22 protein-coding genes and 1 pseudogene are annotated in these 26,412 nt (G+C 43.1%); all 23 read right to left on the bottom strand.

The genetic code is table 11. The features are described from left to right. Nucleotides 1-20 precede the first annotated feature (20 nt). Nucleotides 21-2,774, bottom strand: coding sequence for an HD domain-containing phosphohydrolase (locus tag H8Z79_RS13520; RefSeq protein ID WP_118050032.1), 2,754 nt, complete (start codon nucleotides 2,772-2,774; stop codon nucleotides 21-23). A 518-nt stretch (nucleotides 2,775-3,292) separates the two neighbouring features. After that, on the bottom strand, nucleotides 3,293-3,835 hold the full coding sequence (locus H8Z79_RS13515; RefSeq protein ID WP_015540656.1) for an HdeD family acid-resistance protein: 543 nt from the start codon (nucleotides 3,833-3,835) through the stop codon (nucleotides 3,293-3,295). Continuing rightward, a complete protein-coding gene (ftsH, locus tag H8Z79_RS13510) occupies nucleotides 3,819-5,711 on the bottom strand; it encodes an ATP-dependent zinc metalloprotease FtsH (RefSeq protein ID WP_187002895.1) in 1,893 nt (630 codons plus the stop codon). Before ftsH ends, H8Z79_RS13515 begins: the two co-directional genes overlap by 17 nt. Nucleotides 5,712-5,887: 176 nt before the next feature. Beyond that, nucleotides 5,888-7,615, bottom strand: a complete 1,728-nt coding sequence (locus H8Z79_RS13505) for an acetyl-CoA carboxylase carboxyltransferase subunit alpha (RefSeq protein ID WP_187002894.1) — start codon at nucleotides 7,613-7,615, stop codon at nucleotides 5,888-5,890. 5 nt (nucleotides 7,616-7,620) lie between these two features. Further along, the gene (locus H8Z79_RS13500) at nucleotides 7,621-8,964 is read right to left on the bottom strand and encodes an acetyl-CoA carboxylase biotin carboxylase subunit (RefSeq protein ID WP_118040203.1); all 1,344 of its coding nucleotides are present in this window, start codon (nucleotides 8,962-8,964) and stop codon (nucleotides 7,621-7,623) included. A 10-nt stretch (nucleotides 8,965-8,974) separates the two neighbouring features. Continuing rightward, nucleotides 8,975-9,403 (bottom strand): 3-hydroxyacyl-ACP dehydratase FabZ, encoded by a 429-nt coding sequence (gene fabZ, locus H8Z79_RS13495; protein ID WP_015540652.1) that lies wholly within the window; start codon nucleotides 9,401-9,403, stop codon nucleotides 8,975-8,977. Nucleotides 9,404-9,487: 84 nt separating this feature from the next. Further along, nucleotides 9,488-9,955 carry an acetyl-CoA carboxylase biotin carboxyl carrier protein gene (accB, locus tag H8Z79_RS13490; RefSeq protein WP_015540651.1) on the bottom strand — a complete coding sequence of 156 codons (468 nt, stop codon included), beginning with the start codon at nucleotides 9,953-9,955 and terminating at the stop codon, nucleotides 9,488-9,490. Nucleotides 9,956-9,961: 6 nt separating this feature from the next. Then, nucleotides 9,962-11,203: a beta-ketoacyl-ACP synthase II gene (gene fabF / locus H8Z79_RS13485; RefSeq protein ID WP_015540650.1), complete on the bottom strand. Its 1,242-nt coding sequence runs from the start codon at nucleotides 11,201-11,203 to the stop codon at nucleotides 9,962-9,964. Then, nucleotides 11,200-11,949 carry a 3-oxoacyl-[acyl-carrier-protein] reductase gene (gene fabG, locus H8Z79_RS13480; protein ID WP_187002893.1) on the bottom strand — a complete coding sequence of 250 codons (750 nt, stop codon included), beginning with the start codon at nucleotides 11,947-11,949 and terminating at the stop codon, nucleotides 11,200-11,202. The genes fabF and fabG overlap by 4 nt, the downstream gene beginning before the upstream one ends. A gap of 34 nt (nucleotides 11,950-11,983) precedes the next feature. After that, on the bottom strand, nucleotides 11,984-12,910 hold the full coding sequence (gene fabD, locus H8Z79_RS13475; protein WP_187002892.1) for an ACP S-malonyltransferase: 927 nt from the start codon (nucleotides 12,908-12,910) through the stop codon (nucleotides 11,984-11,986). Continuing rightward, the gene (fabK, locus tag H8Z79_RS13470; protein WP_015540648.1) at nucleotides 12,903-13,841 is read right to left on the bottom strand and encodes an enoyl-[acyl-carrier-protein] reductase FabK; all 939 of its coding nucleotides are present in this window, start codon (nucleotides 13,839-13,841) and stop codon (nucleotides 12,903-12,905) included. Before fabK ends, fabD begins: the two co-directional genes overlap by 8 nt. A gap of 26 nt (nucleotides 13,842-13,867) precedes the next feature. Then, entirely contained in the window at nucleotides 13,868-14,095 is a 228-nt protein-coding gene (gene acpP / locus H8Z79_RS13465; RefSeq protein WP_015540647.1) for an acyl carrier protein, read from the bottom strand. Nucleotides 14,096-14,184: 89 nt separating this feature from the next. Then, nucleotides 14,185-15,186 carry a beta-ketoacyl-ACP synthase III gene (locus H8Z79_RS13460; protein ID WP_015540646.1) on the bottom strand — a complete coding sequence of 334 codons (1,002 nt, stop codon included), beginning with the start codon at nucleotides 15,184-15,186 and terminating at the stop codon, nucleotides 14,185-14,187. A gap of 193 nt (nucleotides 15,187-15,379) precedes the next feature. Then, nucleotides 15,380-16,834, bottom strand: coding sequence for a hypothetical protein (locus H8Z79_RS13455; RefSeq protein ID WP_187002891.1), 1,455 nt, complete (start codon nucleotides 16,832-16,834; stop codon nucleotides 15,380-15,382). A gap of 11 nt (nucleotides 16,835-16,845) precedes the next feature. Further along, the gene (locus tag H8Z79_RS13450) at nucleotides 16,846-17,283 is read right to left on the bottom strand and encodes a hypothetical protein (RefSeq protein ID WP_015540644.1); all 438 of its coding nucleotides are present in this window, start codon (nucleotides 17,281-17,283) and stop codon (nucleotides 16,846-16,848) included. A gap of 230 nt (nucleotides 17,284-17,513) precedes the next feature. After that, nucleotides 17,514-17,801 (bottom strand): hypothetical protein, encoded by a 288-nt coding sequence (locus H8Z79_RS13445; RefSeq protein ID WP_118040191.1) that lies wholly within the window; start codon nucleotides 17,799-17,801, stop codon nucleotides 17,514-17,516. Nucleotides 17,802-18,045: 244 nt separating this feature from the next. Continuing rightward, entirely contained in the window at nucleotides 18,046-19,002 is a 957-nt protein-coding gene (locus tag H8Z79_RS13440) for a substrate-binding domain-containing protein (RefSeq protein WP_187002890.1), read from the bottom strand. Between the two features lie 2 nt (nucleotides 19,003-19,004). Further along, the gene (locus H8Z79_RS13435; protein WP_015540642.1) at nucleotides 19,005-20,222 is read right to left on the bottom strand and encodes a response regulator transcription factor; all 1,218 of its coding nucleotides are present in this window, start codon (nucleotides 20,220-20,222) and stop codon (nucleotides 19,005-19,007) included. Next, entirely contained in the window at nucleotides 20,207-22,012 is a 1,806-nt protein-coding gene (locus tag H8Z79_RS13430) for a cache domain-containing sensor histidine kinase (protein ID WP_015540641.1), read from the bottom strand. The genes H8Z79_RS13435 and H8Z79_RS13430 overlap by 16 nt, the downstream gene beginning before the upstream one ends. A 145-nt stretch (nucleotides 22,013-22,157) precedes the next feature. After that, on the bottom strand, nucleotides 22,158-23,132 hold the full coding sequence (locus tag H8Z79_RS13425; RefSeq protein WP_072522399.1) for a substrate-binding domain-containing protein: 975 nt from the start codon (nucleotides 23,130-23,132) through the stop codon (nucleotides 22,158-22,160). Between the two features lie 92 nt (nucleotides 23,133-23,224). Beyond that, complete coding sequence (locus tag H8Z79_RS13420) at nucleotides 23,225-24,208, bottom strand: ABC transporter permease (RefSeq protein ID WP_072522400.1); 984 nt, start codon at nucleotides 24,206-24,208, stop codon at nucleotides 23,225-23,227. Between the two features lie 13 nt (nucleotides 24,209-24,221). Beyond that, nucleotides 24,222-25,730, bottom strand: coding sequence for a sugar ABC transporter ATP-binding protein (locus H8Z79_RS13415; protein WP_118050026.1), 1,509 nt, complete (start codon nucleotides 25,728-25,730; stop codon nucleotides 24,222-24,224). A 192-nt stretch (nucleotides 25,731-25,922) separates the two neighbouring features. Then, nucleotides 25,923-26,165, bottom strand: a pseudogene (locus H8Z79_RS13410) (8-oxo-dGTP diphosphatase MutT); the annotation flags it as partial. Nucleotides 26,166-26,412 lie beyond the last annotated feature (247 nt).

Raw genomic sequence — 26,412 nt, 5'->3', positions numbered from 1 at the left:
TGATATCTTCCTGTTATATACTACACCTGAGTTTCTTTTTTCTCTTCTTTCATCATTGAAATATATTCATATTTCGGAAGCAGCGGTGTTCCTTTGTACTCTTTACGATACTGTGTAAAAATGCGCTCCATAATATCTTTAATTTTACTTTCTTCTGTTTCAAAAAGAATGATCAGATACTGCATGGAACTGTAACGGGTGCATACATCCACACTCCGGATCTTTTTGCAGATTACATGTTCCATACATTCCAATGCCTCTTCGATGCTTTCAATATGCGGTGCAGAATCCGGCTGAGTTTCCATTGTTACCATTACAAGATGGTATTCGTATTTATACCGTGCACTCAGATGATTCATATATTCGAATACCCGGGCAAAACCACGATAATCGAGATTGAATACACCGGAATATTTTCCACTGTCATGCAATGCTTTCGCAATCATTTTCAGGTCTTTTCCGGTTCCGGCACTGCCAGACTCTTCATTTTCCATCTGCTGATAGAAGAAATAACTTCCCTTTCCATTCTGCTTCACATAATACAGCGCCTTATCTGCTTTTGAGTAACATTCCTCAAACGGATCACCTTTGTTTACTTCACAGATTCCGGCTGAAATATCTGCAAAACGAATCTCCATATCTTCCTCTTTGCACTGCTCGAATTTCTTCTGGATCCTTGTCACAATATCGATGATTTCTTCCTTCGAAACCTCCGACACAAACATCAGGAACTCGTCACCACCCAATCGGCAGACTACTGAATGCTGCGCATGCTCCATAAGCAGTGAACCGAAAAGTTTCAGCGCCCGGTCACCTGCCTTGTGTCCGTAAATATCATTGGTCTTTTTGAGATTATCCATATCCAGAAATACCAGATAGCCATTGTCCTGCTGCATAAACTGCGCCGCAAGTTTTTCGCCGCGGTTTCTCATCGGCAGTCCGGTCAGAAAATCGAATCCTTCGCTTTCTTCCTGTCTGTTCATCGTACTCATAACACTGGTGATAAATCTCTCAAACTCAAATTCTGTGTCCGAATCACCATCTTCATCGATTGCCACACGATTTTCATCCAGCAGTTTCAAAAATACATCTGCAATATCCGGATCAAACTGCTTTCCGCGGCTCTGTAATATTTCATTATAAATCATTTCATCTGCCAGCGGATTCCTGTAAATTTTCCTTGATTTCATTGCATCGTAGCTGTCTGCTATCGCAATGATTCTGGCATACAGCGGGATTTCTTCTCCTTTAAGGCCATCCGGATATCCCTTTCCGTCATATCTTTCATGATGGCTTCTTGCCACTTCCTTCACATGATCGATCAGAGTGATATTTTTCAGTATTTCCGCACCGATGATCGTATGTTCTTTAATGACCGCATATTCCTCTTCTGTAAGGCGTGTCGGTTTATTCAAAATTGAATCCGGAATACCAATTCTTCCGATATCATATAAATGTGCTGCATTTCTGAGATTTCTGATTTCTTTTTTGTCCCATCCCAGTTCTTCGGCAATCAGCACCGCATATTCTGCCACACGATGAGAATGTCCTCTGGTGTATTCGTCTTTTGCCTCGATCGTCGTGGACAGCGTCTGCATCATCTGAAGCGAAATTGCCTCCATCTGATTCCTGCGCTCATCCATTTCTATCTTCTGCCGTCCACGCTCCATTGCCTGAATATCATGAATTGTTTTTATCAGATTCAGAATCAGCAGTATAGTCATTCCAATACCGATAAATATTCCGGATATCGAAACTACAAAATAAGTTGAAAGTGACTCAATCAATACACAGAGCATGGCAAATACAAGCCCGACCAGTGTATACCCACTTCCCTTGAAACAGCCTTTTTTGTGGTCCTCAAATATCGTCACAAACACGATCACAACTGTAAGCGCAAGAATTCCATGTGCTATCGGCAGTGTTTCAATATAGTCTGCAATGCCTGATATATGCAGAACTGAGCAGACCAGAAGAGCAAAAAATGCAATATTTTCTACTATATTAAATGTTTTTCTGTGTCTTCCATGCTGCAATGTATCTATATAATAAGAAATCGGCACAGGACACAACAAAATCATTACAAAGCACATCGTCGCCAATGCCGACGCATTCGGAAGCAGGAGCTGACGCAGTTTTGACTCACCAAGCATCCAGACAGCCGCCATGATCACACACCAGCCCAGATATTCCATATCAAATTTTGTCTGATATGCAATTCCAAGCACAATGCTGAATGCAATCGTAATAATACCTGCAAAAAACAGGAAAAAACCTATGATTGTTTCCAGTCCGTATGTACGGAACAGATATTCCCATATTTGTGTTTTATCACCGCAGTAGACTTCATTCACCACACCGGAATATTGGTCTGTATTGGTCCTCAGTTCAATACGAACTTCCTTGCCTGCATCTGCCGCAGATGTCGGACAGAATACATAACTGCTTGCTGAGTTTTTACCGACAAGCCGTGTATGCGAAGTATCATACCCCGCACGCAGTTCTCCTCCCACATAAAAAACAATCGACTGGAGAGATGAACGGATCGCCAGCGTACTCTCTGCATAATCATCCGGAAGTTGCGTTACGATCGTCATGTTTTCTCTGGCAGGCACTTTATATTTTCCCGGAACCTGAATTGCCTCGCTGCTGCCGTCAGACTTTTGCCATACAAAATCGCCCTGATAAATAATCTGACTTTTGGAAATCCTATCGCTGTATTTACCCGGTCCGAAAAATTGCAGTATGCCGACAATAAGTGCGCATAAGACCATCAGGCCATAAAACAGAAACCGCTTTTTTCAATTACCTGCATAACTTTCTTTTGTCAAAATCGTTCTCCTTGATCGTATAAAATATAAGATTTTTTATCACTGTATACATTCGCTTATTCTATCTATTTTACAATATTTTGCATTATATCTCAATCATACAGAACAAAAATACCGCCAAATGAAAGATACTTTTTTTCCTTCATCTGGCGGTTGTATTACATAGTCAGATTCTATTATAAAAGAACTGTGATCGTCAGTCCGTTTCCTGTTTTGTTTTCTGCGGTAATCTTACCTTTGTGCGCCAGCTTCTTTTTTATTATGCAAGCTCCTCCGATTTTTCCACTTCATAATCAGACCACTGTGTAGTAGAAGATGCTCCTTTTACCGTTACGGTATTTCCTTTGTTATCAATACATTTTGTTCGTTTCGATAAGTACACTATAAAGGTGGAACTTTAATTCTACTTTAAAGTAGTTGCGAAGATTCTGTGTATTTAATTTTTGTTATGATTTCTGTTTTTATCTGTAGTAACGTCCTCCGGTAAAGGCTACTACAATGCATTCTGCTCCCTCTATGATCAGGAAAGCACCTACAAGAAAGCCCATGGAAAGCAGTGTGATCATCGGGCGAAAAATCAGAAGGATTCCGACGATCAGTCCCAGAATGTTCAAAATCAGCGAGATTGTATAATAGGTCATTCCGAAATGCATCTTCATATACTGGAGATGCGAAAGTCTGGAAATACAGTGTGCAATAATCCAGATTGGCAGAATCATTGCAAGTGCCCAGGTGCCTGCTCCCGGATGTGCGATCAGCATGAATCCCGCCATAATTCCAAGGATTCCGGTCACCAGAGAAATGACCGGTCCGAAACCTGTAAAGCGTTCCATCTTCACATACAGGACAATGTCTCCGATTCCACTTATAACGGCGATCAATCCACAAAGGATTACGATCCATGTGAGCACACCTACCGGCTGACGCATGATCACAATGCCAAGAATGATCAGAATCAGTCCCATGACCAGTTCAAACCATCCGATATCAGACTGTCTTTTCATTGTCATCCGCCTCCTTTGCCTCAATTGCTGTTTCAGCTTTTGCTTCTGCCTGTACGTCATTTCCGTTCAGGATTGCCATAAATTCATCACCGGTGATTGTTTCTTTTTCATAAAGATAGTTTGCAAGATCATCCAGTTTCTGACGGTTATCCAGAAGGATTTTCTTTGCTTTTTCATGTTCTCTCTTAACGAGTTCCACAACCTGACGGTCAATTTCTTTCTGTGTATCCGCCGAGCATGCAAGGGATGCATCGCCTCCGAGATACTGGTTTGTCACTGTTTCCATTGCCACCATATCAAAATCATCACTCATGCCATAACGGGTGATCATGGAACGTGCAATCTTGGTTGCCTGTTCGATATCGTTGGAAGCACCTGTTGTCACTTCACCAAAAACAACTTCTTCTGCGGCACGTCCACCGGTGAAAGTCGCAATCTTATTTTCCAGTTCTTTCTTCGTGAGAAGATATTTGTCTCCCTGCTCTACCTGCATGGTGTAGCCAAGTGCACCGGAAGTTCTCGGGATGATCGTGATCTTCTGAACCGGTGCGGAATGTGTCTGCATGGCTGCCACAAGAGCATGTCCGATCTCATGGTATGAAACGACTTTTTTCTCCTGTGCAGAAAGTATTGCATTTTTCTTCTGATAACCTGCAATAACGACTTCTATGCTCTCCTCGAGATCTGCTTCCGTCACCACTTCACGGTTGTCGCGTACCGCACGAAGTGCGGCCTCATTCACGATATTTGCAAGTTCCGCACCGGACGCACCGGATGCCATTCTTGCAATCGTATGGAAATCTACATCATCAGAAAGCTGTACTTTCTTTGCATGTACCTTAAGAATTGCTTCACGGCCCTCAAGATCCGGAAGTTCTACAGGTACACGGCGGTCGAAACGTCCCGGACGGGTCAGTGCCGGGTCAAGAGATTCCGGACGGTTGGTTGCCGCCAGAATGATAACTCCGTTGTTGCCCTCGAAACCATCCATCTCAGTAAGGAGCTGGTTCAGAGTCTGTTCGCGCTCATCGTTTCCGCCTGCCATCTGACCGTCACGTTTCTTACCGATGGCATCGATCTCATCAATAAACACGATACACGGAGCTTTTTCTTTGGCCTGTTTAAAGAGGTCACGAACCTTCGATGCACCCATGCCGACAAACATTTCCACAAATTCAGAACCGGACATGGAGAAAAACGGCACGTTGGATTCTCCGGCTACCGCCTTTGCCAGCATGGTCTTACCTGTTCCGGGAGGACCTACAAGCAAAACACCCTTCGGCATAGAGGCACCGACCTTTGTATATTTCTCCGGATTATGCAGATAATCCACGATCTCCTGCAGGTTTTCCTTTGCTTCTTCCTCACCTGCCACATCACTGAAGCGAATTCCTTCTGTTGACTGTACATAAACCTTTGCGTTGCTTTTTCCCATTCCGAATGCCATGGAATTTTTGCCGCCCATCTGACTCATCATTTTGCGGCTCATATACTGGCCTAACGCAATAAAGATCACAAGCGGAAGGACACCTGTCAGCAGAAAGCTTGCAACCGGAGACATCTGCTGGTCAATTTCTTTTGAAAATTTTGCTCCGGCTTTGTAAAGACGCTCTGTCAGTGTCGGATCTTCCATCACACCGGTTTTGTAAACCGTATTCGCATCATCCCTATCGGTAAAAAGGATCTGGTTATCCTCAATCTGTACGTCATCAATCTTTTTGTCCTCGATCTTTGACATAAACGTTCCATAGTCCACTTCCTTTACCATTGTTTTTGTAAGCATCGGTGCCACAAGCACATTAAAAACAATGATGATAAGAAGCACGATACCGTAGTAATAAAACAACGGTTTCTTCGGAGATTTTACTTCCTTCATTCGTAGTTCCCCCTGTCTGAGTTTCTTTTTATTTTCACATATTATAATACCTGATTCTGCCGTTTTATATAGACAAAACCGGAAAAGTGTTCGCTTTTTCCACACTTTCCCGGTTTTGTCCTGTATTTTTCTTTTTCAAACGCTGTCTGTCGTATATACTATATTATTATTTAAACTCAGAACCTGCGGAAGCGCGTGTACCTGTGCTCCAGAAGTTCCTCTTCTGATAAGCTGTCATATTTTTTCAGAAAATCGTCAATCCGGTTATCCAGTTCTTCCGTTACCTGCCACATACTTTCCGGTGTCAGATTCTCCGGTTCCGGGATCACCTGCTCAATGATTCCCTTCTCATAAAGATCAGCAGCCGTCAGCTTCATAACCTCTGCCGCCTCTTTTGCCTTCGTACTGTCTTTCCAGAGAATACTCGCAAAACCTTCCGGAGAAAGAATGGAATACACGGAATTTTCCAGCATCCATACCTGATCTCCTGCTGCAAGTGCAAGCGCACCGCCACTTCCGCCTTCTCCGGTCACAACCGAAAGAACCGGTGTTTTCAATCCGGCAAGTTCCCATAAATTACGGGCAATCGCCTCACCCTGTCCGCGTTCTTCCGCTTCGATTCCGCAAAATGCCCCCGGCGTATCAACAAAACAGATAACCGGACGGTGAAATTTCTCCGCCTGTTTCATCAGACGCAGCGCTTTGCGGTAGCCTTCCGGCATCGGCATACCGAAGTTATGTGCAATGTTTTCTTTCGTGTTTGTTCCTTTTTCCTGTACAATGACTGTGACCGGTCTGCCGTGAAATTTCGCGATTCCACCGATGATTGCCTTATCATCACCGTAATTGCGGTCACCATGGAATTCCATAAAATCTGTAAAAAGAGTTTCTATATAATCACTGCCGGACGGTCGGTCGATCTTACGTGAAAGCTGCACACGATCCCATGCTGTAAGGTAAGGGTTGATGTCTGCAGACTCAAAATTTGACTCCGATGAAGATTTCGCTGAGTGCATTTCATCTATTAAATCGTCTGAAGAACCGGAAATCTCATGCATCTCCAGAATCTTCCCAAGCGTCTCTTTCATATTCTCACGTCTTACAATATCATCAACAAATCCGTGCTCTACAAGAAATTCTGCTCTCTGGAAACCCTTTGGCAGTTTCTGGCGGATCGTCTGCTCGATCACACGAGGTCCCGCAAAACCGATCAGCGCCCCCGGCTCTGCAAGAATAATGTCTCCCAGCATCGCAAAGCTTGCCGTTACACCACCGGTTGTCGGTTCAGTCAGGACACTTACATAAAGCAGACCCGCCTTACTGTGACGCTCCAGTGCTGCAGATGTTTTTGCCATCTGCATCAGAGAGGTGATTCCCTCCTGCATTCTGGCTCCTCCTGAACAGGCAAAAATAATAACCGGAAGTTTCTCCTCAGTTGCACGTTCTACTGCTCTCGTGATTTTTTCTCCGACTGCCCAGCCCATACTCGCCATCAGAAATCGTCCGTCACAGACTGCGATCACCGTCTCTCTTCCGCCTATTTTTCCTTTTCCTGTGACAACAGCTTCTTTTAATCCTGTCTTTTCCTGAAGTGCTTTCACCTTTTCAGGATATCCTTTGTAATTTACAGGATTCCCTCCTGTCAGATCATGATCCCACTCCTCAAAGCTTCCTTTATCAAGCATCAGCTCAATTCTTCGGTATGCATGTATGCGAAAATACCCGCCACATTTCGGACAGATATTATTATTCTGTCTTACATCTTCCGCAATGATCGCCGCACCGCATTTGTTGCACTTACGAAGAAGTCCTTCCGGCACTTCCGGTCTGGAAGCGCGTGCTGCATTGTGGCTCTGTATTCTGGAAACAATTCTTGTCTTTTTGAACATGTTATCCAATTTCATGATCGTCAGTTCGCCTCCATCCGCTCAATAAATTCAACGTCCGTATTTCCGGACAGAAAATCCGGGTTCTCCAGAATTTCATACTGATAATCTACATTTGTGTCGATTCCCTCGATGATTACTTCCCCGAGTGCACTCTGCATCTTACGGATCGCTTCCGTGCGGTTTTTTGCCCAGACGATCACTTTGGCGATCATCGAATCATAGTACGGCGGAATTGTATAACCACTGTAAACAGCGGAATCAATGCGGATTCCTTTTCCTCCCGGAAAATACATATCGGTAATTGTCCCCGGTGAAGGCCGGAAACCCTTTGACGGATTTTCTGCATTGATCCGGCACTCGATCGCATGACCATTCAAGTGAATATCCTCCTGTCTGTACGAAAGCGGAAGTCCGGATGCAATACGTATCTGTTCTTTGACAAGATCCACACCTGTCACCCATTCCGTTACCGGATGCTCGACCTGAATACGGGTATTCATCTCCATAAAATAAAACCTGCCATCTTTATCAAGAAGAAACTCGATCGTTCCGGCATTTTCATATCCGGCTGCTTTCGCTGCCTTTACAGCCGCCTCTCCCATTCTTTCACGAAGCTCTTCTGTAATCACTTCGCACGGAGACTCTTCGATCATTTTCTGATGATTTCTCTGAATGGAGCAGTCGCGCTCGCCCAGATGGATCACATTTCCAAACTTGTCTGCCATGATCTGAAACTCAATGTGTCTCGGATGCCGCACAAAATGTTCTACATACATGGTAGAATCTCCAAAAGCCATCTGCGTTTCTTTCTGCGCTGTGCGGAAGCTTTCCTCAAAATCCTCCGGTGTATCAGCTACACGCATGCCTTTTCCGCCACCTCCGAGCGCCGCCTTGATGATAACCGGATAACCGATCGTCTCGGCTTCTTTTTGCCCTTCTTCTACTGTGTAGATTGGATTTTTGCCACCCGGAATGATCGGAACGCCGGCATTTGCCATGGTATTTTTTGCCGCCTGTTTGTTTCCGAGACTTGCGATCACATTTGCCGGAGGACCGATAAATGTGATGTTGCACTGCTCACAAAGTTCTGCAAAACGGCTGTTTTCCGAGAGAAATCCAAATCCCGGGTGAATCGCATCGGCGCCTGTAACAATTGTTGCACTGATGATGTTTTCCATGCTGAGGTAACTCTGGGAGGACGGTGCCGGTCCGATGCAGACTGCTTCATCTGCAAGCTGTGTATGAAGGGCATCTCTGTCTGCCTCTGAATAAACAGCTACGGTCTCTATTCCCATTTCTCTGCATGCACGGATGATCCGCACCGCAATCTCTCCCCGATTTGCAATCAGCACTTTTTTAATCATTGTGTGTCACCTATCCAATCATAAAAGTCAGTTCTGCATCAACAACTACTTTGCCATCAACGCTTGCAACCGCATGGCCGACGCCAACCGGTCCTTTGCATTTGATGATCGTTGTTTCCAGACGGAGCTTGTCTCCCGGAACAACTTTTCCGCGAAATCTGCAGTTTTTGATCCCGCCAAAATATGCAATCTTGCCTTTGTTTTCTTCGAGACTCAAGATTGCCACAGCACCTGTCTGTGCAAGTGCTTCCACCATCAGGACTCCCGGCATGACCGGTTCCTGCGGAAAATGTCCCTTAAAAAAGTCCTCACGAAAAGTCACACATTTATAACCGATGGCAAACTTGCCCGGCTCATAATCCTCGATATAATCCACAAGAAGAAATGGATGTCTGTGAGGAAGAATCTGTTCTATTTCTTTTACACCTAATCTATTCATAATCTATACTCCCGTTCGCAATGAACAACTTATACACATTGCTTTCTTAGTACGTCCGAATTGTCCACTCTTTTCCCCGTAACTTTACACAATACGGAACAGTGGCTGTCCATACTCCACTGCCTGTCCGTTCTCTACATATATTTCTGCAACTTTTCCGTCAAAATCACTTTCAATTTCATTCATCAGCTTCATCGCTTCTACGATTGCAAGTGTCTGGCCTTTTTTCACCTGATCTCCGACAGAAACAAACGGTTCTGCGTCCTCCGATGGTGCTGCATAAAAAGTTCCGACCAGTGGAGATTTGACAATCTGACCTTCCGGCTCATCTGATTTTTGCTGTACAATATCTGGCTCTTTTCGTACTGTATTTCCTGCTACCCGAGTGTCTTCAAATCCCATAACAGGTGCATCAGATACATTTCCTGCTACCACCACAGTTTCTTTTTTCTTTTTCAGATGAATGCTGCTTCCGTTTTCTTCATAGGAAAACTCCGTCAGCTCAGAATCTGACACAGTTTTTATTAATGTAAGAAGATTTTCAAATTCCATTATTTATCAACCCTCATATTTCTTTACAAGAAGTGTTGCATTGTGTCCACCGAATCCGAGTGAATTGCTCATTGCATAGCGAATTTCTTTGTCAATCGGTGCGCCGATCGCATAATTCAGATCACACTCTTCATCCGGCTCCGTTGTTCCGACTGTCTGATGGATAAAACCATCTTCCAGAGATTTAACACATGTCACAAACTCCACGCCACCGGCTGCTCCGAGAAGATGTCCGATCATGGATTTTGTAGAATTTACAACCAGATTTTTTGCCGCATCACCAAATGCCTTATGGATAGCTCTTGTCTCAAACAGGTCATTGTGATGGGTACTTGTTCCATGTGCATTGATATATTCAACCTCGGATGGCTGTACACCCGCTTCTTCCATGGCAAGTTCCATTGCTCTGGCCGCTCCTGCTCCATCCTCTGCCGGGGATGTGATATGGAATGCATCTGCTGTTGCACCATAACCAACCAGTTCTGCATAAATTCTGGCACCTCTTGCTTTTGCATGTTCCAGTTCTTCAAGAACCACGATTCCGGCGCCTTCCCCAAGTACAAAGCCGCTTCTGTCTTTATCAAACGGAATGGACGCTCTTGTGGTATCTTCTGTTTTAGTCAGTGCGGTAAGTGCGGTAAACCCGGCTACACCGGTTGGGCAGATACAGCTTTCGGTTCCTCCTGCCAGCATAACCTCTGCATCCCCGTACTGAATCGCACGGAACGCATCGCCGATACTGTGTGTTCCCGAAGCGCAGGCTGTTACAACATCAGTACATTTGCCGCGAAGCCCAAATTGAATGGAGATATTTCCTGCTGCCATATTGGAGATCATCATCGGCACCATCAGCGGATTAACTTTTCCCGGTCCCTTCGTGATGATTTTTTCATAGTTATTTTCAACCTGCGGAAGGCTTCCGATTCCTGATCCGACGATCACACCGACACGGAAAGGATCTTCTTTTTCCATATCAATACCGGAATCTTCAAGTGCTTCCTTTGCCGCTGTTACTGCATACTGGCAGAACGGATCCATACGTCTTGCCGATCTCGGATCCATATGGTCTTTTGCATTAAAATCCTTTACTTCTGCGGCAATTTTTACTTTGTAATCTGTGGTGTCAAACTTTGTGATCGGTCCGATACCGACCTTTCCGGCACGGATACCTGCCCAGAAATCTTTTACATTATTCCCGATAGGAGTGACCGCGCCAAGTCCGGTGACAACTACTCGTCTCTTACTCATATGACCATACCTCCGTCAACCTGAATTACCTGTCCTGTAATGTATGCTGCATCATCTGACGCCAGAAAAGCCACTGTTTTTGCAATGTCTTCCGGTTTGCCGAAATGGCCGAGCGGAATCTGTGCGGCAGATGCTTTTTTTACTTCTTCAGATAATACTGCTGTCATCTCTGTCTCAATGAATCCCGGTGCCACTGCATTAACTGTAACCCCACGGGATGCAAGCTCTCTTGCCGCGCTTTTTGTCATGCCAATGATTCCTGCTTTGGATGCCGCATAATTTGCCTGTCCTGCATTTCCGGCAATTCCGACTACAGATGCCATACTGATAATTCGACCGCAGCGCTGGCGGAGCATCTGTCTGGAAACAAAACGCATCATATTGAAAGTTCCCTTGAGGTTGACATCGATCACACTGTCAAAATCTGCTTCTGACATTCCCATCAGAAGTCCGTCTTTTGTGATTCCGGCATTGTTTACCAGAATGTCGATACTTCCATGTGTTTTTACGATATCTTTTACTGCTTTTTCACAGGCAGCAAAATCAGCCACATTCCACTGTCTGATCTCTGCCTCGCCGCCTTTTTCCTCAATTTCTTTCTGTACTTCTTTTGCACGTTCTTCCGAACCATTATAATTGATCACAACCGCTGCGCCTCTTGATGCAAGTTCCAGGGCAATGGCTCTTCCGATTCCTCTGGATGCGCCGGTCACAACAGCTACTTTCTTTTTATTCTGCTCTGCCACTTATTTCTCTCCTCTCGGCATCTGCTATATCTGTCTATTTCTGTTTCAGTTCCTCGCACACCGAAACAGCTTCTTCCCAGCTTCCGATGTGATAAGCTTTTACATTTTTATCGATTTTTCTAAGGAATCCTGTCAGTGTTTTGCCCGGTCCGATCTCCACAAAAGTATCTGCTCCTTCGCGGATCATGGTCTCCACACTCTGCTGCCAGCGAACAGAACCGCTGACCTGCGCTACCAGAAGTCCTTCAATTTTTCCGCAGTCCGTGACAACTTCCGCATTGATATTTGCCACATACGGCAGCTTCAATGGGTTCATGCTGACTCCGGCAAAAACCTTCGCCAGTTCTTCTCCTGCCGGCTGCATCATCGGTGAATGAAAAGGCCCACTGACTTTAAGCGGAAGTACTCTTCTTGCACCTGCTTCTTTAAGCGCATTTCCTGCTTCGGCAACTGCCTTCGCCTCTCCGGTGATCACGATCTGTCCCGGACAGTTATAATTCGCAATGGATACACCCTCTCTGTCTCTTAAAACATCCTCGATCACACCTGCATCAAGTCCGAGTACTGCAGACATTGCTCCTGTTCCTTCCGGCGCTGCATGTTCCATAAAAATCCCTCTTGCACGCACCGTGCGGATTGCATCCAGATCACACATCCCGCCTGCCACCGCAATTGCGCAGTACTCACCAAGACTTAAACCGGCCGTCATATCAGCATGAAGTCCCATGGCTTCTACGGCTCTTGTCATCGCAAGACAGGCAGTTACCATTGCCACCTGTGTATATTCTGTTTTGTTCAGAAGATCATTTTCTTCGAAACAGAGTTTCTTCAGATCCAGCGAAACCACTTCGGATGCCTGATCGAATACAGCTTTTGATAAAGGGCTTTTTTCATAAAAATCTGCGCCCATTCCAATAGCCTGTGCCCCCTGTCCCGGATAAATAAAAGCAATCTTACTCATTTGCACTTACTCCATTCATCAGTTTGCCGGCTTCTGAAACTGTCGAGCTGATAATGTCTGCACAGGTGCGTTCCTCTTTGATCATTCCTGCAATCTGACCTGCCATCAGACTTCCGTTCTTTGTATCACCTTCCTGAACTGCTTTTCTTAAGCTTCCCAGGGTAAGCTGTTCCAGTTCTTCAAACGGTGCTCCGGATTTTTCCAGTTCCAGATATTTACGCGCCATATCATTACGCAGAACACGGATCGGATGACCGGTACTTCTTCCTGTAACACGGCTGTCGATATCTTTTGCTTTGAGAATGCTGTTTTTATAGTTTTCATGAATCACAGATTCTTTGGATGCAGCAAAAACAGTTCCCATCTGGATTCCTTTTGCGCCAAGCATAAAAGCCGCAGCCATTCCTCTGCCGTCTGCAATGCCGCCGGCTGCAATCACCGGAATGTTCACTGCATCTGCGACCTGCGGAACCAGCACCATCGTAGTAAGTTCTCCGATATGTCCGCCTGCTTCGCATCCTTCCGCAACGACTGCATCTGCGCCACAGCGTTCCATACGTTTTGCAAGTGCTACAGATGCTACGACCGGAATCACTTTAACTCCGGCTGCTTTCCAGTCTGCCATGTATTTTTCCGGGCTTCCGGCTCCTGTGGTCACGACTTTGACGCCTTCTTCCACAATTACCTTCGCAACTTTTTCTGATTCCGGATTCATCAGCATAATATTGACACCAAACGGTTTATCGGTCAGTTTTTTTGTTTCCCGGATCTGCTCTCTTACCCATTCTGCCGGTGCTCCGCCTGCTGCGATCAGTCCAAGACCGCCTGCATTGGATACGGCTGCTGCCAGATGACATTCTGCCACCCATGCCATACCGCCCTGAATCACCGGATATTCAATTCCCAATAATTCTGTGATTTCTGTCTTCATAATAAAATCCTCTTAACCTGTAACTCTTATGCCTGATGCTCTGTCAGGTAATTCATTGCATCTGCTACAGTGGTGATCTTTTCGAGATCTTCGCTCGGAATCTCTACGGAAAATTCTTCCTCAAGTGCCATTGCCAGTTCAAAGAGATCAAGAGAGTCTGCATGAAGATCATCCATAAAGGAAGTCTCTGCTGTAATCTCTGCTGCGTTTGCTCCTAAAGTTTCTGCTGTAAGTTCAATAATTCTTTCTAACATTTTTGTTTTCTCCTTTTTTACAATTTATTTTTTATGTTTTAGAATATCTGCTCTTATATTGGGGATATCTGCTTTTATATTTGGAATTTTCAGCCCTTGATATCCCACTCCAGAATACTGGCGCCCCACGAAAGGCCTGCTCCAAAACCTGCCAGAACAAGTTTCTGTCCCTTTTTCAGGACACCATTTCGGTTCAGTTCATGCAAAAGAATCGGAATGCTGGCAGATGAGGTATTTCCATAATCCTGAAGATTCATCGGGAATTTCTCCATTCCTATACGCAGCCGTCTTGCAACTGCATCCACGATCCTTGCATTCGCCTGATGAAGAACAAACCAGTCAATATCCTCCACAGAAAGTTCATTTTCTTTTAAAACTTCCTGTATCACCTGCGGAACTTTGCGAACTGCAAACTGAAAGACATCCTTGCCATTCATGGTAATGTATTCTGTTTTTGATTCTCGGCCATCTTTATCAATACTGCGGATCCTGTTTCTGACACCCGGACCGGTAAGTGCTGCACCGCCACTTCCATCCGAGTGTGCCGCCGGACGGTAAGTTTTTCCCTCTGCTGCCTGAAGCAGAACCGCTCCGGCTCCGTCTCCAAACAAAATGCAGGTACCGCGATCTGTCCAGTCAACCAGCCTCGAAATGCTCTCACTTCCGATTACCAGCACGGTTCGGTAAATACCAGATGCAATGTATGCCTGTGCAGTATTGTAAGCAAAAAGAAATCCGCTGCAAGCGGCATTAAGATCAAATCCGACTGCTCCATCCGCTCCAAGTGCTTCCTGCACCCGACAGGCAGTGCACGGAAAAATCTGATCCGGCGAACCTGTTGCAACGAGGATCATGTCGATCTCATCCGGTGAAATTCCGGCTTCTTCGACTGCCTGGCGTCCCGCCTCGCATGCCATCGAAACTGTCGTTTCTTTTTCTGCGATGCGCCGCCTTCTCACGCCCGTCCTTTCCCGGATCCACTCATCGCTGGTGTCTACAAAGCCTGCAATTTCTTTATTATCCAGAATACGCTTTGGTACACAGGCTCCCGTTCCCCGGATGACACCGGTTATGGTCTGTTCTTTATTCATAATTGTTGTTTCCTCATATTCTTATTTGTTTTGGTTTTAGAATATTTTGATTATCAAAGTATATATCTAAAAAAAGAGAATGTCAAGATATTTTCTGTAAAAAATATCTGCCCTAAACGTGTCCCTAAAAAAACCCCGGGCTCAATTACTTTTGAAATAATTGAGTCCGGGATCGTTATAGTATCGTTATATTTTATTTTACAACTACTTTGATCGTCTTAGTCGCCGATGCTGCATTATAGTTTGTCACAGCGGCTGCGGAAACTTTGATTTTTACCTTATAGGTTCCTTTTTTCAGCCCCTTCTTCACTGTCACCTTACCGGTTTTTGACACTGTGATCTTATAAGTCAGTGTCTTCGTAAAATCATAATTGCCTTTACCCTTGACCACCACCTTATAAGTACCTGCATTTTTCTGTCCGCCTGAATAAGTTACTGTATAATCCGTGTTGAGCTTCAGACTGCCGTTCTTTGCATCCTTCACGGTCACTGACGGTTTCTGAACCTTGCCATTATAAACATAAGATGTTTTGGAGAGTGCAATGGTCTTTACATAAGGAATCACTGTCGTCTCCTTAATATCACAGCCGCTGCATGCTTTGGTGACTGATCCGTCTTTTGATGCAGTTGCCTTTACAACAGTAGTCTTCAGAGATAACTTAAACCTTCCTCCCTGACTCTGATTACCCACCTGAAGCTCACATTGATTAGCATTAGACGTAAGTGTAACATTTGGATCATCACTAATGCTCCATTCAAAGGTATAATCGGAGCCCTCATACAATGTATTTTTGTCAACAACCGTACTATTTCTCCGTTCGTACTCGTTGTATGAATCAATACCGGCTGTAATCACTGCCTTGGTGCCTGTAACCATTGTGTTGTCACGCCCACCGCTATAGATAGGGTTCTGAAACGCATTTGTCTTTGCCAGCTTTACAGTATATTGGACATCTGTCACATGCATATGGCATAACCATGTATATGTTGTTTCTGTTTCATCATCAGGCAATTTATACGTCACCGTAAGATCAGCATCGCCGATCTCTTTGCACTGATAAGCAACACTACTGCCACCTTCAGAATATGTAACGCTTACAGCATCAGGATTACTGTTCACTACACTGATGATCTCATATCTCACCTTCTCAGTCGCACTGTAATCAATATTACCATCCTCTTTATATACTACTTTTTCAGTCTCAAATGAGAAAGAGCTTCCCTGCCCAGCAGAAAGCCAATATTCTTCTTCATCTTTAAATTTGTTGTGATATTCAACACGCTGCTCAGAATAAAATGCACTTTCTCCGGAATCGCCGGATTCCATCATCGCATCTTCTGTTTCACTTTCGATATCAAGAGCCTCTTCTTCGCCATCATCTGCACTGTCAAACTCATCTTCTGCTTCGATTTCAATATTTTCTTCTTCGTCTGTGGATTCATTTACCGTTTCTTCATCTGTTCCTATCTCCAGATTCTCTGCTTCGTCTCCGACTCCATCAGAAAGCGCCTCATTCGCATATGGATCTGTCAGCTCTGCAGAAGCTGCCTGAATTGGCACCCCCCGTTGAGCATCATTGTCGCTGAGATGAGCACTGCACTCAGCTTTTTCATCATCAGATTTTTTCTTTTCATGTGCATCCTCCATGTCTTTAATTTTTATATTTGGTTATCTTTCCTGATATTTCTGTCTGCGGTCTTAATCAATCCAAGCGCCAGAAACAAACTGAAAATATAGGAAATTCCAAAAATCGGTCCAATGGCCTTCGGCCCTTTATATGACGGTGGTGTAAATAATACTGTCCCGTCTTTCTCTGTGACTTCTATCTGTTCCAGTACCTTATGAAATGCCAGCATCACAGAGCTTCTTGTCAGTGTTTTGCTGGTTTCCTTGCGGGAAACGAGAAGTTCCCCACTGTATTCCCCGTTTTTCTTATGCTTTACAGTGTAAGAAAATTCAAGACCAGAGAGTGTTCGCAACGGCTGATTCTGGTATGCCACAACTGCATCCCACAAAATCGTCTCCAGCTCGGGTATCGGTCTGCCCTCAATGATTCCTTCATAAAGTTGACGTTTACTTTCTTCACATGTCGACATAATTCGCCTTTTCCGGAAAGCTTTATTTCAATTTTTTCCATGGGAACTGATAAGTATTTTTCTCTTCCATTATAACTTTCCTTTCCCCTCACAATTTTTGAAAATATATTTTCAGTATAAAGAGTTGGCTTAGGAATTACAAGAAAATTTCTCTTTTATTTTGTCGAATTTTACATCGCCACAATTACCTCTCGGATACGCAAGCACCAACTCCCGCGCGGATACTTAAACTATCTTTTCGTATACAGACAGATATAATCTTCCGCTTCAATTTCTATACCTGTAACTGCACTGATCACCCGTGCTGTTTTCACATTCATACTGCTGAAATGAGTGTCTTCTGAAACAAGTTTTTTCAGATATTTTTTATCCTTTGAGTATTTGACAAATAGCATCACCTCTCGAAAATCTGTCTGAAACTGATTGATTTCTTCATCTGTCATCTCTGCGGGCGCAATCAGATTGATTTTGTAATCCGGTATGTATCTCAGTACTTCTTCACTTGTGATGTCAAACATTTCATGCAGGTTTCTGGGGGCTTCCCATGTTACTGTTCAGGGGTTAGCTGGAATGTCCTCGTATTCCTTTCGGGCAATTTCCAGTATCTTCAGGATTTGTACAATCTGTATGCATGACTGGAGAAAGCAGCATAAAATCAAATATTAAAATGGGCTTTTGACACCCTAATCCTATAAAGCAAAAAAATGATCTTTTTAGAGATACTTCCCTCTGTCATCCTCAGACTCTTTTTCATAACTACAATTACTCTTTCCTTTCCGCTCCTCCCTGAAGAATCAATTCTGGCTGAATAATAATATTTTTATCAACCTTCTTCCCCTCAAGAAGTTTTCTTGCAATTTCATAAGAAAGTCCGCCAAAATCCGGTGTCTGTATCGTTGCATCCAGCACACCTTTGTCTAGCAGACTCAGCCCGGCACTTTCTCCTTCAAATCCATCCACTCCAATCAGATGCACCTTGCCCTCAATCCTGTACTGCTGACAGGCCTGATATGAACCGTATGCCATATCATCATTAAAAGCAAAGACTATATCCGCAGAATCATGCGAGATCAGATAATCTTTCATCCTGAGCTCTGCTCGATCCCGAAGCCAGTCCCCACAGTAATAAGTGATATCTTCTTCCGGTATTGTACCCTGAACAGAATCATGAAAACCCTTCAGTCTCTGCTTGGATACCGGGGATTCTTCCACCCCCTGAAAGACCACAATCTTTTTATTTTTTTTATAAAGATTATTTAGAACATACTCTCCTGCAAGCCTTCCAATTTTCTGCTCATCCGACTGGATAAGACACGTATAATCCTCCGTTCCTGAACCAACACCAGTCAGTATGACCGGTATCTGCTGATAAGCTTCTGAAAGAACAGCGTCAAGGCTGTCACTTCCATCCGGGGAAACTATCAGAATGTCTATCCCATACTCCATCAGCGTCTCAATATCCTGACTCTGTTTTTCCGGATTTCCGGCTGCATCTCGAAATATTACATTTATTTTTTTATCCTGGGATACTTTTTCTGCAAAAACATCAACAAAATTGTTTAGCCACGGTTCTATTACATTCGGAAGACTAACACCAATCAGATACTGATAACTATCTGTAGATACCTCTTCTTTTTTGCTATACTGCGTACTGATCGTAAGTAAGACCGTTGCCGCCACAAGCAGTACCACTATCCCTGCTTTCCATATTCTCTTCATAGTTATAATCCGTTTCTGTCAATCTGCAGCATATTTTTACGAAATTCAGAAGGTGACATACCCTGACAGTTTTTAAATGCAGCAGAAAAATAATGCTGATTACTGTAACCTACTTTTTCTGCAATCTGATTAATAGACAATTCCCTGTCTTCCATAAGCCGAACCGCCTGACTGATGCGAAGCCTGGTCAGAAAATCTTTAAAAGATATTCCCAGTTCCTGTTTCATAATTCTGCTAATATAAGAAGAATTACAGCCAATTGCATGCGACACTTGCCTGAGATCCAGATTTCTATCCTGGTAATTGGCATAAATATATTTTCTTGCATCCTGGACGATTGGTCTGCATTCCTGCATTTTCTGCACTTCACGGCGCATCTCACGGCTAGTTTCAGGAAGTGTTTCAAAGGTACATTCTCTTACTGTAATAAAACACTTTCCACCCACTTTTTCTTCTGTCTGTAACTGAATATCTGTACAGAACTTCTGAAGATTCTCTGGCAGTTTTTCCATAATGATCGCAACATCCTCATACTTACTGGAAAATACACTTATTATATTATATGGATTCATAAGTTCTCTGATAATTTTTTCATGGGTAATCTTATATATTTCCTCAGTTACCGTACCTTTATCAATTTTTTTGTCATAACTGGACTGAACGGACACAAGTATGAGAATCATATTATCCGGAAAATCCATGTCAAGAAATCTTGCCTGTTCTTCCCATTCGGATCTGGATAATTTACTTTCCATCCATTCATTGAAAAACACATCTCTCAGATAATCCTGATTCTGAACCATCTGTTGTTTTACAAGTTCCATGAATTTTTCAGATTTTCGCTTCTGTTTTATCTCTTCAATCACTTTTACTACTGCAGCCTTGAGTTCTTCCTCCGCAATCGGTTTCAGAAGATATTCCGAAACTCCCAGCTTAATTGCCTGTTTCGCATAGGAAAACTCATTAAACCCAGAGATTACGATCACCGGACAGTTTTGATCCAGCTTTCTCAGTTCTTCCAAAAACTCTATACCACTCAGCTTAGGCATACAGATATCCATCAGAATAAAATCCGGCTGAGACTGTTCCGCTTTTTCCAGTGCTTCCATTCCATTCCGTGCCTCTGCACAAACGGTAATTGGTAGTTGCATTTCCTCTAATACACTTTTTAATCCCTGACGAATTTTCGGTTCGTCATCAGCAATCAAAACTTTCCACATACTTCTTTCTGCAGCCGTCTGAGCCTTACAACAGCCACGGTACCTCCTCCCGTTCTCTTTTCATAATGAAGTCCGTATTCGTCACCGTAAGCAATCTTTATGCGGTCATTTACATTCAACATTCCATAGGCTTTTATTTCTTCTCCGCGTTCTTTCAGTTTCAGCCAGGAATTCAATTGATTCATTCTTTCCTGACTCATGCCAGCACCGTCATCTTCTACCTTAAGTATGATTGAATCATCTGATTCTGAAAAAGCACGGATCCATATAGTTCCTCTGTCCTGATCAGATTCCTTTATTCCATGGTAAAGAGCATTTTCCACAAGAGGCTGAAGACAGATTTTTAATACCATATAATTTCCCAGGCCTTCTTCAATCTCTGTTTTATATTCAAACAGATCCTCATATCTTACTTTCTGGATATCCAGATAATTCTTCACCATTAAAACTTCCTGTTCCAATGTAATAAATTCTTTTCCATGACTCAGACTGATACGGAAAAATCCTGACAAAGCAAGCACCAGATCAACAATATCCTGCGCATGGTACTGCTTTGCCATCCACTGTATCGTATCAAGTGTATTATAAAGAAAGTGCGGCTTAATCTGCTCATGAAGAATCTTAAGCTCTGCTTCTCTTTTATTTTTCTGTTCTTTGTATACAACACCAAGAAGTTCATTTATTTTTTCTACCATTGCATTAAAAGAATCTCCCAGCTGCCCTATTTCACCTTTATAATGATTTTCAAAACGGACCGTCATATCTCCGGTCTGCGCTTTTTTCATAAGTTTTGAAAGCGTCGAAATAGGTCTTGTAATGGATGCCGAAAAAATAACCGTTGCTCCTGCCGCAAAGATCATTATTATAACTGCAATCCATTTCGAAACTGTCCTTGCTCTGGAAATGCCTTCGATGGTTTTACCCCAGTCAAACACTCCAACTGCAGTCAGGTCTGTATATTTTGAATGACTATATATAACATTATAATCTTTTCCCTTTATCCGACATCTGACACGTCCGCTCTCTCCGTCCATGACCCAGTTCGGATTCATTCGATATACAACTTCATTTTTTGGTGCATAAAGTACATGTCCCTGACTATCCTGTATATAACCAAATCCAGTCTGTCCCATTGTAATATCTTCGACAAGATTCTGAATGCTCTTCAAATCCAAATCTATAAGGATCACACCAATCCCCGCAGACGTCTGTCTGTCACAGATTAATTTAGCTGTGCTGACATAACTGTCCGTACTGTAGTTTTTCCAGGCTTTCAAATTTCGTCCCAGACTGGTAGGATTTAAAACCAGTTCTCCATTTGCCAGAACCGCATCCTGATACCATTTTTCTTCCGTAAGCGGAAGCTTTTTGACTCGGTATGAATCATTAGAAAGATACTGGCCTTTCTCACTGACAACAACAATATTCAAATATTCACTGTAGATTCTGGAATAATCCAGAAGAAGATCTCGCACCTGTCTTTCCAATTCTACACGGCTTGCCTGCTGCTTTTCAGCATCTACTTTTAAATACTCTTGTACTTCCGGATAATTTCCCAAAGCCTCAACATTATCCTCTACAGATTTAAAAATCAGATCAAGCGATTTCAACACCTGATTCTGGATCTCCATTGTGTTTGCATAGGATCTTTCTGCAATAGATTCCTCATATATATAGTTTCCAGCAGCTGTAAGGACCAATGTAACTAACAAAAGCAGGCCACAGTTCAGTATGATCATTTTGAACAGCATATTTTCCGGATGCAGAATTCTTTTCAGTTTACTGAACATATTATCCTCCTTTTATCTGTCTATTCTCCCATGATATAGTAAGTATCTCTTCATGTCAAACAGAAAGAAAAAACAGGAACAGCCTAAGCCATTCCCGTTTCTTCGCATCGTACTATATTTCATTTTTATAATTTTTCAAATCTGATTATTCTGCAGATCCGCCGTATTTTGCAAGGAGTTCTTCTGCATTATCCGGGACAACGATTTCAGAAGTAAGAGTCAGAGTTTTATCAAGCTCTTTACCTTCAACAAGCAGCTGATAAGCACTTTCGATTGCTTCTGTACCACCTGTAGGATAAACCTGAGTCATGCTGAGTCTTCCGTCCATAACGCTTCGGATTCCACCATCAGGTGTAGGAAGTCCATCAAATCCAACGAAAAGGATGTCTCCTTCTTTTCCTGCATTCTTAGCAGCAATATATGCACCTTCTGCCATCGGGTCATTTAACGCCAGGAAAAGATCAATCTCATCATTTGTCTGAAGCATTTCTTCTGCAACTGTGATTGCTTTTTCACGAAGCCAGTCTGCATTGTTTACAGCTACGATTTCAATCTTGTCATTTTTCTTGATTCCTTCACGGAAACCGTTATCTCTGTCGATTCCACCAGAAGTTCCTTCAAGACCTTTGATCTCACAAACTTTACCACCGTCAGGAAGAAGTGTATCTGCAACATATTCTCCTGCGATACGTCCCATATCTACGTTGTCTGCACCGATAAACTGAGTATACTTGTCTCCGTCAATCTTTCTATCAAGAAGAATAACCGGGATTCCTGCATCATAAGCTGCACTGACTGCATTAGTAAGTGGTGTAGCTTCGTTAGGAGATGTAATGATGAGGTCTACACCCATCTGTACAAAGTTTTCAATATCTGCAATCTGTTTGGAGTTATCCTGAGCAGCATCTGCAAAAATAACCTCAAATTCCGGATGTTTTTCTGCTGCCATTGCAATCTGATCATTCATAGCTACACGCCATGGTTCACCAAGATTACACTGTGACATTCCGATCACATATTTGTCCTTTTTCTCTGCTGCACTGACTGTAACTGTGCCTGCTGCCAGAACAGAAACACCCATAGCTGCTGTTAAGAGGATACTGATCGCTTTTTTATTCATACTTACCTTCTTTCTCCGGCATCGCTTTTATTTATTATTTTATTCCCCGGTCCTGCTGCCGGACAGAACCTGAGAATTATTTTCTTTTATTATCAATCACTCACTTTATCTGCCTGCATAAATACTGCAATAATGATGAGAAATCCTTTAACCATCAGCTGAAGATTTGAATTGACGCCTTTAAGACCAAGGACATTATCCAGCATACCAAGGATAAGTGCTCCAATCAGTGTACCAAAAACAGTTCCTTTGCCGCCTGCAAGACTTGTTCCTCCAATGGCACAGGCTGCAACTGCGTTAAGTTCATAGCCCTGACCTTCGTTCGGTCCACCCTGGCTGATCTGAGCTGCGTGAATCATAGCAGCAACAGATGAAAGCATTGCGCAGATCATAAATGCATAGATCTTAATTCTGTCTACTTTGATACCTGAAAGATATGCAGCATTCTTATTTCCACCAATCGCATATACCTGTCTTCCGAATCTTGTTTTACTCAGAATGATCTGAAAAACAATCAGAAGAACAATAAAGATGATTGCCGGTACAGGTACGATTCCCCAGAGACGCATCTGAAGTACTTCAAATGCCGGTGGAGCCATTCCTTCACCTTTACCATATGCAAGCGGGATCCCGATTCCGTTTGCCCAGAATCTTGCAAGTCCTCTCGCGATATTCATAGATGCAAGGGTAACGATAAAAGCCTGAAGTCTCAGCTTTGTGATACATAATCCATTAAACAGTCCAAACAGTGCTCCGATTCCAAGACTTACAAGAATAGCCGGTACAAATCCCAGACCACTCTTTACCATCAGATATGCACATCCTGTTGAGATAAGACCTACAACAGAACCTACAGAAAGATCAATATCGCCAAGGATCAGAATAATCGTCATACCAATTGCAATGATTCCATTTTCTGATACGGCTCTCAGCACGTTCATCAGGTTTCTTATGTCCAGAAAGTTATTTCTGCCATCCTTAATGCAGATTGTAGATGCGACCACAAAGATAATAACCAGTGCAATTACACTCTGCATCTGCTTGATCATAGCTTTCATTTTCTTTTTGTTATCCATCTGTCCACCCTCCTTATTTTGTTGCACTCTGAAGAAGTTTTTCCTGTGTAGCTTCTTCCTGGAGATATTCACCCGTCAGTTCTCCCTCACAGAAAGTAACGATTCTGTCTGAAATACCGATTACTTCCGGAAGCTCTGAGGATACTACAATAATCGCCATCCCCTGTTTCGCAAGATTGTTGATCAACTGGTATATTTCTGCTTTTGCACCTACGTCAATTCCTCGAGTGGGTTCATCCAGAAGAAGAATTTTCGGTTCCGTCATCAACCATCTTCCAAGTACAACCTTCTGCTGATTTCCTCCGGAAAGCGCACTGGCGAGAGTCTTCGTTCCAGGAGCTTTTATTCTGAGAGTTTCCATCTGTTTGTTCCATTCTTTTTTCTCTTCCCCGGATTTCATAAAAAATGTCGGACTGAATTTTTTCAGAAGAGGAAGAGACATATTCTCTCCAATAGATCTCTGCAAAACAAGACCCGTTCCCTTTCTGTCTTCAGTTGCAAAAGAAATGCCCGCTTTGATCGCATCTGCAGGATTTTTTATAGTTACTTCTTTACCATCGATAAAAATCTTTGCTGTGGTATCTTTGTAATGCACACCTGCCAGACATTCGAAAAGTTCAGACCTTCCTGCACCTGCAAGTCCTGCGATTCCAAGAACTTCACCATGTCTTACATACAGGGAAATATTCTTGAGTGATCTTCGGAAACTTCCTTCTGGTGGAGTGTATGTGAGGTTTTCTACTTTAAGAGCAATCTCGCCTTTTTCAGTAGGATCTTTAGGATACTGCTCGCTCATATCACGTCCGACCATCATCTTTATGATCTCATCTTTTGAGGTCTCAGAGGCCTTTACGGTACCTATATACGTTCCATCACGCATTACAGTAAGTCTGTCTGCGATCTGGAAAATTTCTTCCATTCGATGTGTGATGTATATAATTCCCTTTCCCTCTGAACGAAGCTTTCGAATAATTGTAAACAGCTTTTCGGCTTCTTTTTCACTGATGGCGGAAGTCGGTTCATCCATGATAATAATTTCAGAATTCAATGATATCGCCTTTGCGATCTCAACCAGCTGCTGCTCTCCGATTCTTAAATCTTTTAATTTTGTTGCCGGATCAACGTGTACATCCAGCATCTCCAGATATTTACGAGCCTCTGCAGCCATCGTCTCAAAATCAACCGATCCGCCCTTTTTTTTCATCCATCTGCCAAGAAAAATATTTTCTGCCACGCTCATTTCCGGAACAATCTGAAGTTCCTGATGGATTTTAGAAATTCCAAGCTTTTTTGCTGCGATCGGTCCCGGTACAGTTACTTTTTCACCTTTCAGATAAATTTCACCCTTTGTAGGCTGAAGAGAACCACTGAGAATATTCATCAGTGTAGATTTTCCTGCTCCGTTTTCTCCCATCAGAGCAAGTACTTCACCCGCATAAAGGTCCAGAGAAACTTCTTTTAATGCCTGCACACTTCCAAAAGTTTTGCTTATGGCCTTCATGTTCAGTAATACCTTTTCCATAGTTCCTCCTTTTCTTCCCTCATTCATGATATATCCATTATACACAAAAAATCGCCGACTGTATTTCTAATAATCGGCGATTTTTTTATGTTTTTTTTACTTTTGCACATGAATATTGTGATTATTGTACAAATTATCGTCTTTTTTTGACACCTTCTGCTACACTCGCATTCAGTCATAAACTTTTCCAGCTCACATTTGTTCACGAATCTTGTCAATCAATGTAATATCCGCCGGCAGCCAGACAACACTATCCAATTGATCCTTCGTAAGCCATTTTGCAGCTTCCGCTTCTTTCAGTTCCAGATGCCCTGCGACTACTTCACACCAGAAGCAATCCATGGAAAGGTGAAATGTTGGATAATCATATTCTATGGTATCGATCAATTCTCCAACCCTTATTTCCGTATCCAGTTCTTCCATGATTTCTCGCTGCTCCAAGTACATCCTGCATATACGAGCTGTTCAGACCTTTCCCAATCTGGGAGTCCCATGTAAAAATCTGTAATTCCATTGAATTAGTTACTGTTCAGAGGTATGCACTCAAATATATGACCAGTGTTACAACAGGAATCAGCCTGTCTTTTTATAAAATCCCGTCAGGAACTCTCCGGATGATATTCGAGAGACCGGTCCTTTAAATTCATCTCGCACTTTCTGAACCGGACGATACGAATCTAAA

The sequence above is a fragment of the Blautia intestinalis genome (assembly GCF_014297355.1).
GTDB classification, from domain to species: domain Bacteria; phylum Bacillota; class Clostridia; order Lachnospirales; family Lachnospiraceae; genus Blautia_A; species Blautia_A intestinalis.
This window is presented reverse-complemented; position numbering and strand designations above follow the sequence as displayed.